The 12,786-nt window shown below is 49.1% G+C and carries 13 protein-coding genes; 7 read left to right on the forward strand and 6 right to left on the reverse strand.

All coding sequences use genetic code 11. From position 1 onward, the window contains the following. Window positions 1-9: 9 nt before the first annotated feature. Both BFP76_RS06300 and BFP76_RS06305 read left to right on the forward strand, forming a co-directional pair. On the forward strand, window positions 10-714 hold the full coding sequence (locus BFP76_RS06300; protein ID WP_099592330.1) for an HAD family hydrolase: 705 nt from the start codon (window positions 10-12) through the stop codon (window positions 712-714). A gap of 118 nt (window positions 715-832) precedes the next feature. After that, entirely contained in the window at window positions 833-1,237 is a 405-nt protein-coding gene (locus BFP76_RS06305) for a BrnA antitoxin family protein (protein ID WP_205661383.1), read from the forward strand. On the opposite strand, the gene BFP76_RS06310 is transcribed toward BFP76_RS06305, so the two are convergent. From BFP76_RS06310 to ettA, 3 genes are all read right to left on the reverse strand, one after another. Continuing rightward, entirely contained in the window at window positions 1,228-1,923 is a 696-nt protein-coding gene (locus BFP76_RS06310; protein WP_099592331.1) for a DarT1-associated NADAR antitoxin family protein, read from the reverse strand. The genes BFP76_RS06305 and BFP76_RS06310 overlap by 10 nt on opposite strands. Further along, window positions 1,923-2,453 (reverse strand): DarT ssDNA thymidine ADP-ribosyltransferase family protein, encoded by a 531-nt coding sequence (locus BFP76_RS06315; protein WP_099592332.1) that lies wholly within the window; start codon window positions 2,451-2,453, stop codon window positions 1,923-1,925. Before BFP76_RS06315 ends, BFP76_RS06310 begins: the two co-directional genes overlap by 1 nt. 64 nt (window positions 2,454-2,517) lie before the next feature. After that, window positions 2,518-4,173 (reverse strand): energy-dependent translational throttle protein EttA, encoded by a 1,656-nt coding sequence (gene ettA, locus BFP76_RS06320; protein ID WP_099593933.1) that lies wholly within the window; start codon window positions 4,171-4,173, stop codon window positions 2,518-2,520. A 153-nt stretch (window positions 4,174-4,326) separates the two neighbouring features. Between ettA and BFP76_RS06325 the strand changes: the two genes are divergently transcribed. Next, window positions 4,327-5,112, forward strand: coding sequence for a siderophore-interacting protein (locus tag BFP76_RS06325; protein ID WP_099592333.1), 786 nt, complete (start codon window positions 4,327-4,329; stop codon window positions 5,110-5,112). 7 nt (window positions 5,113-5,119) lie between these two features. Here BFP76_RS06325 and BFP76_RS06330 read toward each other — a convergent pair whose 3' ends face one another. Beyond that, window positions 5,120-6,010: an AraC family transcriptional regulator gene (locus tag BFP76_RS06330; RefSeq protein WP_099592334.1), complete on the reverse strand. Its 891-nt coding sequence runs from the start codon at window positions 6,008-6,010 to the stop codon at window positions 5,120-5,122. A gap of 164 nt (window positions 6,011-6,174) precedes the next feature. Here BFP76_RS06330 and BFP76_RS06335 point away from each other — a divergent pair, with 164 nt between their 5' ends. The 3 genes from BFP76_RS06335 to dacB all read left to right on the forward strand — a co-directional run bounded on the left by BFP76_RS06335 (window position 6,175) and on the right by dacB (window position 9,343). Beyond that, complete coding sequence (locus tag BFP76_RS06335; protein ID WP_099592335.1) at window positions 6,175-7,122, forward strand: SDR family oxidoreductase; 948 nt, start codon at window positions 6,175-6,177, stop codon at window positions 7,120-7,122. Between the two features lie 88 nt (window positions 7,123-7,210). Continuing rightward, window positions 7,211-7,813, forward strand: a complete 603-nt coding sequence (locus BFP76_RS06340) for a nicotinate-nucleotide adenylyltransferase (protein WP_099592336.1) — start codon at window positions 7,211-7,213, stop codon at window positions 7,811-7,813. 39 nt (window positions 7,814-7,852) lie between these two features. Beyond that, window positions 7,853-9,343, forward strand: coding sequence for a D-alanyl-D-alanine carboxypeptidase/D-alanyl-D-alanine endopeptidase (dacB, locus tag BFP76_RS06345; protein ID WP_165775672.1), 1,491 nt, complete (start codon window positions 7,853-7,855; stop codon window positions 9,341-9,343). Window positions 9,344-9,355: 12 nt separating this feature from the next. Here dacB and BFP76_RS06350 read toward each other — a convergent pair whose 3' ends face one another. After that, on the reverse strand, window positions 9,356-9,781 hold the full coding sequence (locus BFP76_RS06350) for a tellurite resistance TerB family protein (RefSeq protein WP_099592338.1): 426 nt from the start codon (window positions 9,779-9,781) through the stop codon (window positions 9,356-9,358). Window positions 9,782-9,876: 95 nt separating this feature from the next. On the opposite strand from BFP76_RS06350, the gene BFP76_RS06355 reads away from it, so the two are divergent. Next, window positions 9,877-11,523 carry a lysine--tRNA ligase gene (locus BFP76_RS06355; RefSeq protein WP_099592339.1) on the forward strand — a complete coding sequence of 549 codons (1,647 nt, stop codon included), beginning with the start codon at window positions 9,877-9,879 and terminating at the stop codon, window positions 11,521-11,523. Here the strand turns inward: BFP76_RS06355 and chrA are convergent. Further along, a complete protein-coding gene (gene chrA / locus BFP76_RS06360; protein ID WP_099593934.1) occupies window positions 11,515-12,786 on the reverse strand; it encodes a chromate efflux transporter in 1,272 nt (423 codons plus the stop codon). The genes BFP76_RS06355 and chrA overlap by 9 nt on opposite strands.

Consider the following 12,786-nt stretch of genomic DNA (forward strand, 5'->3'; position numbering starts at 1 on the left):
GAAAGACCAATGATAACACATGTTTGTTTCGATGCAGATGACACGCTTTGGGAAGAGGGAAAATTTTTCATCGCGGCGGAATTTGTGTTGGCGGATGTGTTGGCAAAATACGCACCGAACGAGGATATCGCCGACATTTTATTGGGTGTTGAGCGCGCCAATGTTCCCACGCTTGGCTATGGTGTGAAAAGCTATACCCTGTCGTTGATTGAGGCAGCGTTAAAGATTTCGGATTATCAAATTAGTGCCGAGGAAATCGCGCGGGTTATGGATGCAGGGCGCGCCATTTTGCGCCATCCGATGGAAATGCCAGAAGGGTTGGTTGATGTTTTAACCAGTTTGCGCAAATCCTATAAATTGGTGGTGATTACCAAGGGTGATTTGGTGGATCAAAACCATAAATTGGATCGTTCAAACCTGCGCGAATATTTTGATGAAATCCATGTGGTGATCGAAAAAGACGCGCCAAAATATACCGAGATTTTTGATGGGTTTGATGTGGCGCCAGAACAGTGTTTGATGATCGGGAATTCGATGAAATCCGATGTGGTTCCCGCGATTGATGCAGGGGGCTGGGGCGTGTATTTACCCCACACCGTCACATGGCAATTGGAGAGCGCGGATGAACCCGTGGATGCACCAAAATACCGCCGCTTGAAACATATTTCAGAGCTGCCCGCATTGCTGGCCGAATTGAATAAAACACCCGTGTGACAGACGTGGGACACATGGCGGACAAACGTGCGACATGTGGCGGGCGGGTTAAGCGCGGGTAAATGCGCCGCGCGAATGCTTGGCAATATGTAAACATCCGTCTGGCAATCTGTTTGCCATGACGACAAATGCACAGAAACAAAAACGCGCCTTGACCCAATTCATGGACAGCGCGCTGGATTTACAAAGCCACTTTTTAATCTGGAACATGCGCGGGGCATTGCCCCCTGAATGGGACGAGATTGATATCAACGCACCCGTCCCACCCAAGAAAGAAAAGATCAGCATCCGCATGGACGCCGATGTGATCAAATATTTCCGCGCCCTTGGCCCTCATTACACAACACAAATCAACGCTGTGTTACGCTGTTTCGTGATGGGACGGCTGGCCAATACATTGCACATCCGCGAAGAAGGGTTGAGCATTGACGAATTGATGAACGGCTATCGCCAAAAAACAATCGCAGAGCTGGAAATGGAAGCAAGGATGAAGGCGCGACGGGAGGAGAGGAATTATAAATGATCATCATCTTTTTGTGACCACTGTAAAAGTGTTCTGAAACTATCAAAGTTTTCGGCACACTTCACCGCCTCACCACGCATAGATAATGCGTGAAATTCTGCGACGGCTCTAGCTTGGCAATTTATAGATTTACTCGGTGTAAACTCAACATCTGAATATGCCGCATATTTCATGTTTTGTCGTACCCAAGTTTCATGAGGAGCAATGGCACGGATATAAAGCCAGTCATAAAATGCATTAAGCGGAGTTGTTGGGAAATCTTTGCCCATAAAATTGAAAGCTATGATTTCGCCCTTACCCAAGTTTCGGATTTCACGCTTTGCTTGAAAAGGGTCAGTATCCATCAAAAATTCGTGCTGACCAGATATCGAGAAAACTTTGGAGCTTTGATAGACACTTTCCAACGGTTTCATATCGCCGTGTACTTCGATTTTAAGATTAAAGGCCGACAGTCTTCGTCCAACTTCTTGCTCGGATTTAGTGGAAATTTCTAAAATCGGCGAAATCCCCATTTCTGCGGCTTTGCGATGAATTTCTGCAATATTTTTTTGCTTTTGCGAGACCGCAAAACCGCCGTGCCACTTAACGTTAATATCAACGGTTTCGACCAAACGGCCACTTTTAAAATCACTCTTAGTGTGCGCTTGGCGTCCTTCCAGCGGAACAAATATTGGGCGTACGGCCACTAGTACAATACCTTAATGAATTTTTTTGGGACAAATTTCGGCACAAGGATTTCACATCTCTCCGCTGCGATGAGCCTTGCATGTACTTTGGGATCTGTCCATTTTGTTCTGGTATAAATCACGTCTAAATCCAAATCCATTAGGTGTTCCGCGAAGTCGAGACACGGCTCTTCGGGTATATTTGCGATATTTAAGGTTAATTTTGTTTCAGGCTCTAGAATTATGCTTGGGCAAATACCCAGATAACGGATATTTTCAAGCCGACCATCTTTCTGTGCGATGTACGCCATGGGGTGATTTCTGGTAAAACATAAATTAACGTAGTCATAAAGGCCTTGTTCGCGGTCAAGATCATGGCTTAAATCGTTTCCACCAAATGCTTTGGGCACCACTTTCCTGCTCTCTAATTCTTGCTTGGAAAGCAATCCGTGTTGTTTGATGCTATCTATATTCCTTGCGTCAGTGAAATGATATAAGTACTTGTGTTGCTCACTTTTTTTAATATATTCCACGAGTTCATTTAAGTTCATTGGTAAAATCCAGTATATTAACAAAACTACTCTATTTTTAGTTGAATTAACCAGATATGCAACTTTACCGCGTAAACTTCTTATATTTCACACGCTTTGGTTCCAGCGCATCGGGGCCTAGGCGGCGTTTTTTGTCTTCTTCGTAATCTTCAAAGTTGCCTTCGAACCATTCGACATGGCTGTTGCCTTCAAACGCGAGCATGTGGGTACAGATCCGATCGAGGAAAAAGCGATCGTGGGAAATGACCACGGCGCAGCCTGCGAAATCTGTGAGCGCGTCTTCTAGTGCACGCAATGTTTCAACATCCAGATCGTTTGTCGGTTCGTCGAGCAGCAAAACATTGCCGCCATCCTTGAGCAATTTTGCCATATGCACGCGGTTGCGTTCACCACCTGATAACAGGCCAAGCGGTTTTTGTTGATCGCCGCCTTTGAAATTGAATGACGAACAATAAGCGCGAGAGTTTACCTCTGCATCGCCCAGTTTGATGATGTCGGAACCACCCGAAATTTCATCCCAGACGGTTTTCTTGTCATCCAGCGCATCACGCGATTGATCGACATAGGATAGTTTCACCGTGTCGCCAAATTCCAATGTGCCACTGTCGGGTGTTTCTTGGCCTGTGAGCATACGAAACAGCGTGGATTTACCCGCGCCATTGGGGCCAATCACGCCAACGATACCACCAGGGGGGAGCGAGAATGACAGATTATCGATCAACAGATTATCGCCATAAGCTTTGGACAGGTTTTCAACCTCGATCACCTTGGAACCCAGACGGGGGCCGTTAGGGATGATGATTTGTGCACGCCCGACCTTGTCCCGTTCGGATTGTTCGGCCAATTCGTTATAGGCGTTGATCCGTGCCTTTTGTTTGGCTTGGCGTGCTTTTTGCCCCTGACGCATCCATTCCAATTCGCGTTCCAGCGTTTTTTGTTTGGATTTGTCTTCGCGTGCCTCTTGTTCCATGCGCTTGGCCTTTTGTTCCAGCCAGCTGGAATAGTTGCCCTCATATGGAATGCCGCGCCCGCGATCCAATTCCAAAATCCATGATGTGATGTCATCAAGGAAATAACGATCGTGGGTGACGATCAAAATCGTGCCTTTGTAATCAATCAAATGGTTTTGCAGCCACGCGATTGTTTCCGCATCCAGATGGTTAGTCGGTTCGTCGAGCAGCAACATATCTGGTTTTTCCAAGAGCAATTTGCACAAGGCCACGCGGCGTTTTTCACCACCAGAAAGCTTGGACACATCCGCATCATCAGCGGGGCAGCGCAATGCCTCCATCGCGATATCGATGCTAGCGTCAAGGTTCCACAGATCCAGCGCGTCGATTTCATCCTGAAGCTTTGCCATTTCATCGGCGGTTTCTTCGGAATAATTCATCGCCAGTTCGTTGTATTTATCCAAAATGCCCTTTTGCTCGGCCACCGCCAACATCACGTTTTCACGCACATTCAGCGTTTCATCCAATTGTGGTTCTTGGGGCAGGTAGCCCACGCGCGCACCCTCGGCCGCCCATGCTTCGCCAGTGAAATCCTTATCAATCCCTGCCATGATGCGCATCAATGTGGATTTACCCGTGCCGTTCACACCGACCACACCGATTTTCACACCGGGCAGGAATGACAGGCGCACATTTTCAAAGCATTTTTTGCCACCGGGATAGGTTTTGGACACGCCGTCCATGTGATACACATATTGATAAGATGCCATGTTGGATGCTCCAAGATTGAAATGTTTCATTGCGGTTTAGCGGGTTGGCAGACCTGTTTCAATGGCAGGGCGTGATTTTCGCGCTTTGATGTGGACATTTATAACCAACTAAAATACTAGGGATTAAATTTTACGACAGAAAGCCCGCAAATCATGACAAAACCTCAACGCCCAGGCCCTCGTTTGTTGACTGTGAAATCGGTGTATCATCTGACCCCAAATATGATCCGTGTGACGTTTCAGGGGCCTGAATTAGCGGGTATTGCAGAAAATTGCGCCGGTGCAAATTGCAAGATTTTCATGCCCGCCGATGGGCAGAGCCGCGAAGATTTTGCACATGAGTTGGAAAATGGGCGCCCAACTGTGCGCACATATACGGTGCGTGCCTATCGGGCTGATCAATTGGAAATGGACATTGATTTTGTCGATCACGGCGATGAAGGCCCAGCGAGCGCATGGGCATGCAATGCAAAGGCAGGGGATTTTCTGGGGTTTCGTGGGCCAAGTGCGCTAAAACTTAATGAATTTTACGCAGATTGGTATTTGGTGGCGGCGGATATGTCGGCGTTACCAGTGGCAGGCGCGGTATTGGAAACCATGCCGCGCGATGCCAAAGGTGTGGCTATTTTTGAAATCACATCGCCCGAAGATAAACAGGATATTAATGCGCCAAAGGGTGTTGATATTCATTGGTTGGTACATGAAAACCCGCATCATGCATCGAGTGCCCAAGAAGATTTCATTCGTGCGATGGATTGGCCAACGGGCACATGTCAAACCTGTATCGCGGGTGAAAGCGGCGTGATCAAATCGCTGCGCGGATTTTTGGCAAACGAGATCAAATTACCCCGCGAAGATGTGTATATCAGCGGATATTGGAAAATCGGCTTGATCGAAGATGAACATCAAAAGATGAAACGCGCAGAGGCAGCGGCATAAACCGGCATCAGTTTATGCGGGGCGCATCATGTTGCATATCACCCCATTGTCTGGGGGATAGGCCATACATGCGTTTAAATTCACGGCTGAATTGGGATGCGCTGATATAGCCAACGTCCATTGCGGCCTCACTCACCGTTGTACCAGTGGCAATTTTCATCGCAGCATTATTGAGACGCATCGATTTCATATACTGTATGGGTGACATGGAAGTGGCCTGTTTGAATTTGCGATGAAAAACCGCACGGCTCAGCCCAGCGCGATCGGCCATGTCATCAATCGAAACCGTTTCATTCAGATTGGATGTCATATGCGCAATGGATCGCGCAATGGCGTTGCCCACACCAAATGCGCGGCGTGCAAAGATGCCTGCGTCGCCTTTGAGAATGGCATAATAAAGTTCGCGCAATCGCGATTCAGCAAGCACGGCAATATCGGTTGGGCGATCTGACAATTGCAATATGCGCAACAATGCATCCGAAAAATCATCATCCCATTGCGCAAGGCGAATGCCCTGTTCGCGTGTATTATTTCCAGTGGGTAGCGAACCACCGGCATTTTCCATTTCGATCGCCAATTCCGTCATTACCCGTTGATCAAGCGAAATATAAACCCCAAAGAGCGGTTTTTGAGGTGAAACATCAGGAGCGCCAGCGCGAAGCGGCATGGACATAGGACAGCACATATATTTTTGATCGTCATAAATATATCGCCGGCCATCAAATATGGCCTCTTTCGCGCCCTGAACGATGGCAATCACGCAGGGTTCAAAGACCGCATGATCACAAGGCACAGCAGCGGTTGCACGAAAAATTTGTACGGAATTCAAGCCGATATCAATAAGACCATCAGCATCTGCACGGGTTTCGATGAATTGTTTTATTTGCATTTTTGACATGCGGTAACGCTAATGCGCAATATGTGCGCTGGCAACAGGTTTGATACAAATAGGCAAGTATTTGCAACAATATCGCCTATTTTATGCAATGTAAGTTCATTATTTAACAAATCAGACGAAATGATATTGCGGGCCGATGAACCTGCGTGAAAAGGATTATTAAAATGGCAGACTATCAATATGGCCTCAAGGGCTGGACCCCAGAGAAACTCAGCGACTTGAGCGGGAAAACCTATCTGATTACGGGTGCCAATTCTGGCACGGGTTTCGAAGCATCAAAGATATTTCTTGCCAATGGGGCAGAGGTTGTGATGCTGAACCGGAGTGTTGAAAAATCAAACGCGGCGATTGATGCGTTGAAGCAAGAATTTGGAGCAGGCGCAAAGGTGCGGTTTATCCAAACGGATCTGGCCGATTTGGTCAGTGTGCGCCGCGCCGCGGATGCGATTTTGAAAACGACGCCGAAAATTGATGCGCTGATCTGTAATGGTGCGATTGCGCAGGTGCCAACGCAAAAACTAACTGTTGATGGATTTGAAAGCCAGCTTGGCACAAACCATTACGGACATTTTGTTTTATGCGGCAAATTGTTTGATCGCATTGATGAATCCAAGGGGCGTATCGTGGTGGTTGCCAGCCTTGGGTATAAAATGGGCATACGCACCATTCAATTTGACGATATGAATTGGGATAAAAATTATAGCCCCAATCCGGTCTATAGCCAAAGTAAACTGGCGCAGATGATGTTTGCCTATGAACTCCAAGATCGGGTAAAGGCCGCTGGCAAAAATGTAGAGGTATATGTTTGCCATCCAGGTTCGTCTGCCACGTCGTTGATTAGCACAAGTGGTGGTTGGCACATGCGTGCCGTTTGGTGGTTGATGAGCAAATCTCCAATGGTGCAAACCGCAGAAAAAGGTGCATATCCAGAAGTGATGTGCGCCACCAATAATAATTTGGAACAGCGTGCATTTTATGGCCCAACAGGGCGGATGGAATTTGTTGGGCCAGTGGGGCAGGGCACATTGCACCCATATGCATATGATAAGGCGGTGATTTCAAAATTGTGGGATGTATCCGAACAGGCCACGGGGCACCGTTGGGATTTATAATCGCGTTCCTGTGCATTGCTTTTCACCTTGGATGATCCCCAAAACTTCTTTACACCTGTTATAAGTTTGAATTGCACAGGAAAAACACATGCGCGGGATGCCGATTGCCACTGCTGGTCTGCGTGTGGGATTGTTGGGTGGTTCGTTTGATCCACCCCATGCGGGGCATTTGCATATTTCCAAATGGGCGCTCAAAGAATTTGGGTTGGATCAGGTTTGGTGGCTGGTCAGCCCCGGCAATCCGTTAAAATCAGAGGGTCCCGCCGATATTGATCGTCGCGTTTTGGCCTGTGAACAGTTGGTGGATAATCACCCGCGTATTGTCATCACCGATTTAGAGCGGCGGTTTAACACGCGATACACCGCGCAAACTTTGCAAGAAATTCAGAAACGTTATTTGGGTGTGCGGTTTGTGTGGTTGATGGGTGCGGATAATCTGGCGACGTTTCATCGCTGGGATCGTTGGGATGAAATCATGCATATGATGCCCATTGGCGTTTTGGCACGCCCGGGTGATCAACTGGCCGCGGGATGTTCGCCCGCGGCGCGCCGTTTTCGTGATTATCGTCTGAAGGCGCGGCGTTCAAATGCGCTGCCTTATCGCGCGGCCCCATGTTGGACCCTGCTCACTGGGCCAATGGTGAATATGTCCAGCACAGAAATCCGCGCACGCGGGGAATGGCAACGATAAGTGACTTGCCCTGAAGCATTCTTGATCTAAGATATGCCCATGCGTAGTGATTTGAACCATTCCCGTCTTTCTCGCCGGTTATTTTTAGCCAGCCTTGCCGCTTGTACTTCGAGCGTTGCGATTGCCCAAACACAGGTTGCACCAACGGGTGCGAAACGTGTGGTTGTGCCAATCCCCAGCCTGTCACAGATCATGGCGAAATATGCCGTATCTGGCGATCAATCTATCGTGGTGATGGATGTGGCCACAGGGCGTGTGTTGGAACAAGTGAACGCGGGCAAATCTTTGCCCCCCGCCAGTGTGACCAAGATTGCCACCACATTATATGGGTTGCGCAATTTGGGCAGTGATTTTCATTATGTGACGCGTCTTGTTGGATCGGGCAAGGTGGTGAACGGTGTGTTGCAAGGTGATTTAACCCTGATGGGTGGCGGTGATCCATTGTTGGATACGGATGCGCTGGGCGCGATGGCAGAGCGGCTTGTCGCAAAGGGTATTCGCACTGTTGCGGGCAAATTTCAGGTGCATTCAACCGCATTGCCCTATCAGCGGGTGATTGATACGGATCAATTGGAACATGTGGGGTACAACGCCTCTGTTTCAGGATTGAATTTGAATTTCAATCGCGTGTTTTTTGAATGGAAACGCAATGGCGCTGGGCATGAAACCAGCCTGACCGCAAAAGGGCGCAAATATGCACCACGCGTGTCGGGCATTAAATTGAATACAGCGGCGCGTAAATTTCCCGTTTATGCATATCGTTCTGTCAATGGTGCGGATCATTGGACAGTGGCATCAGGGGCGCTGGGCAGTGGTGGTAACCGTTGGTTGCCTGTGCGTGCGCCGGCGAATTATGCGGGTGAAACATTTCGCGCCATCGCACAGGAACTGGGCGTGACATTGCCCCATCCCACAACCGCACGCGCCAATCCGCGTGGTGTGGTTTTGGCACAATATAATAGTGATAGCTTGGCCACGATCACCCGTGACATGTTGAAATTTTCCAATAACCTTACTGCAGAGGTTGTTGGCCTGACAGCCAGCAAACGGCGCAAGGTTTCGGGAAAATCACTGGCCGCATCTGGCAAAGAGATGAGCAGTTGGTTGGCAAAAACCTACAAGGTGAAGGGTGCGAAATTTGTCGATCATTCGGGGCTGGGCGATGGATCACGGATCAGCGCGCGCGATATGGGGTTATTGCTACGCCGTGATGGCTGGAACGGGCCGCTGCGCGGATTGTTGAAAACCGTTGGTTTGCGCGATGCCAATTGGAAAGCAGCACCGATTGCCGGCGTATCCGTGGTGGCCAAGACAGGAACGTTGAATTTCACATCGGCATTGGCGGGATATGTGGAATGCCCCAATGGGCGGCAATTGGCATTTGCGATTTTCACCGCCGATCAACGTAAACGCGCCGCCATTGCCAAGGATCAGACGGATCGCGCACCGGGGGCAAAATCTTGGGCGCGGGGCAGCCGTATTTTACAACATCAACTGATCGCGCGTTGGGCCAAGGTTTACGGGGCGTAATCGCCCCGAAAACTAAAGTGTCATATGACGTGCGCGCGCACCCCATTCGATTGCGGCGGTGCGCAGACGATCAATTTCCAATTCATATCGGGTTTCTTGTAAAAAACGCAGCTCTTCTTCGCGCAGGCGCCCATCGGCGGCGGCCACATCACAACAAAGCGCATATGCAGTTTCATAAAGCTTTTCCGGCAGGGCCTCTTTGACCAAACCAAAAAGCGCATCCAACCCATCATCAATTTCCATTAAATCAAACACGGAATTGGACACAGATCGTAAATGATCGGTGTTGTACCCTGCAAAAACAGGCAGGTGATTGACGATGCGTTCAATTGACAAAAGCTCGATCGTTTTGATTGCTTGGTCGGATATGGATGCCGCAACCATCATCGCGACAAGCGCGTCTTGGGCGGACCAGGGTGTTGTATCTGAATCAGACATGATATTTCCTTTGTTTCGCGTTGCAGATTATTGACCACAGCCGCGCGGGGCAATAGGAGAGGTGAACAAAACCAACCTCAATCTGGAATAAAACAATGTCTGATATGCGCAATGCGGGAATGAAAAGCAAAGCTTGGCCGTTTGAAGAGGCGCGCAAGCTGTTGAAACGTTTTCAAAAAGGCGCACCCGAAAAGGGTTTCGTTTTATTTGAAACGGGTTATGGCCCATCAGGTTTGCCCCATATCGGCACATTTGGCGAAGTTGCCCGCACAACCATGATCCGCCGCGCGTTTGAGGTGATTTCAGATATCCCCACCAAATTGATCTGTTTTTCAGATGATTTGGACGGCATGCGCAAAGTGCCCGATAACGTGCCCAACCCAGATGGATTAACACCGCATTTGCAAAAACCGCTGTCCGATGTGCCAGATCCGTTTGGCAAATTCGACAGCTTCGGTGCGCATAACAATGCGATGTTGTTGCGTTTTCTGGATACATTCGGTTTTGAATATGAATTTTACAGTGCGACCGAATTTTATCGCACAGGTCAGTTTGATGAAATCCTGCTGCGTGCTGTGGAAAAATATGACGAGATCATGGAAGTGATGCTCGCATCCCTGCGCGAAGAACGCCAAAAAACATATTCACCATTTTTACCGATCAGCCCATCAACCGGGCGCGTTCTTTATGTGCCGATGAAGGCTGTGAATGCCAAAGATGGCACCATCACATTCGATGATGAAGATGGCACAGAACACACCGTAAGCGTGACCGGTGGTCAGGTGAAATTGCAATGGAAGCCAGACTTTGGTGCGCGTTGGGCCGCGCTGGGTGTGGATTTTGAAATGTATGGCAAGGATCATTCCACCAATACGCATATCTACGATAAAATCTGTCGTATCTTGGGGGTGCCAGCACCCGAACATTATGTTTACGAGCTGTTCTTGGATGAAAACGGTGAAAAGATTTCAAAATCCAAGGGTAACGGAATTTCGATTGATGAATGGCTAACCTATGCCAGTGCGGAAAGCCTGTCGTATTTCATGTATCAAAAACCGCGCACCGCAAAGCGGATGCATTTTGATGTGATCCCAAAGGCGGTTGATGAATATCATCAACAACTGCGCGCATATGAGGACCAAGATATCACACAGCGTTTGAACAATCCTGTGTTCCATATCCACGGCGAAAATGTACCGAAATCCGATATGGTTGTGCCATTCGCGATGTTGTTGAATTTGGCATCTGTGTCCAGTGCGGAAACCAAGGATGCGATGTGGGGCTTTATCAACAAATACGCACCCGACGCATCGCCTGAAACGCACCCTGGATTGGACGCAGCGGCGGGTTTTGCCGTGCGCTATTACCATGATTTTGTAAAACCCAACAAAACATTCCGCGCCGCCAGCGATCAAGAACGTGCAGCACTTGCCGATTTGGCAGCCGCACTTGGTGATGTGGATGTGGCGAAATCCATGATTGATAAGAAAAATGAAATGAAGGCGAACGGGCAAGCCCCCGTTGAAACGCTTGATTTCACCAATGCAGATGATTTGCAATCCATCGTATTTGCGGTGGGGACAATCCACGGGTTTGAACCGCTGCGCAATTGGTTCACTGCGATTTACGAGGTATTGTTGGGCGCATCACAAGGGCCGCGTTTTGGCGGGTTTATCGCGCTTTACGGTGTCGATGAAACCATCGCTTTGATCAAGGATGGTTTGGACGGCAAACTATCCTAAGCCAACGGCGCTGGCGATCACCGCCAGCGCACCGCTTAACCCCAATACAGTCACAACATTCCAGTGGCGTTTTAACAGCAAAACGCCACAAAGAATTGCCAGTGTCACAACCAGCCAATTGATGCTGACAAGGCTGGGTGTCAACAATGTGATGGGGCCAAGGGTGTTGGTGTTTACGACATCGAAAAATACGTGCAGTGCAAACCAGATTGAGAGGTTTAAAATCACGCCAACAACAGCGGCGGTGATGGCGGATAATGCGCCATGCAATCTGGGCTGTGCACCGATCCAATCGATATAGGGCGCACCTGAGAAGATCCACAAAAAGCAGGGGGTGAATGTGACCCAAAGTGTGACAATCGCGGCCATGATTGCCATGCCAATACCGCCCTCGCGAAAGCCTGCGAAAAACCCGACAAATTCGGTGACCAAGATTAATGGCCCCGGTGTGGTTTCGGCCAATCCCAACCCATCCATCATTTCACCGGTATGCAACCAGCCTTTGATCGCGACCACGTCTTGCGCCATATAGGCGAGCACCGCATAAGCGCCGCCAAACGTGACCACCGCCAGTTTGGAAAAGAAGTAGGCGATTTCGGTGAGGATGGATTGTTCTGTTACCAGTTCAAGCGCCAAGACAGGCAGCCACCAAATTGCCAGCCATATCACAACCGTGCGCAACATTTTTGAAAGCGGTTGGCGGGGTTGAACAGGTTCAGAAATATCACTGTTTTTGAGGAATGCCCAACCTGTGAGTGCTGCGAGTAAGACGATCAACGGATAGGGGATTTGAAGGAAGAAAATGCCGATGAATGCCGCCAGTGCAATCGCCCAATGCAGCGGTTGATGCAATGCCTTTTTGGCGACGCGCAACAAGGCCTCTATCACGATAATCACAACCGTGGCCTTAACCCCAAGGAAGAGGGCGCTGACCAAGGGGACAGATCCAAAATAGGCATAGATCGTGGCCAAGATTGCAATGACGATTGCACCGGGCAGGACGAACATTAACCCTGCGATCAATCCACCAATTGTGCCGTGCAATCGCCACCCCGCATAGGTGGCCAATTGCATTGCCTCTGGCCCAGGTAACAACATGCTGAAATTCAACGCGTTCAGGAATTGGCGCTCAGTTAGCCATTGATTTTGTTCTACAATTTCGCGGTGCATCAAGGCGATTTGTGCCGCTGGTCCACCGAATGACAACAGGCCGATTTTTGTCCAAACACGGCTGGCCGTGCGCAAGGTTGGGGTGGATGACAT

This window comes from Paramylibacter kogurei (assembly GCF_002742285.1).
Taxonomy (GTDB): Bacteria; Pseudomonadota; Alphaproteobacteria; order Rhodobacterales; family Rhodobacteraceae; genus Amylibacter; species Amylibacter kogurei.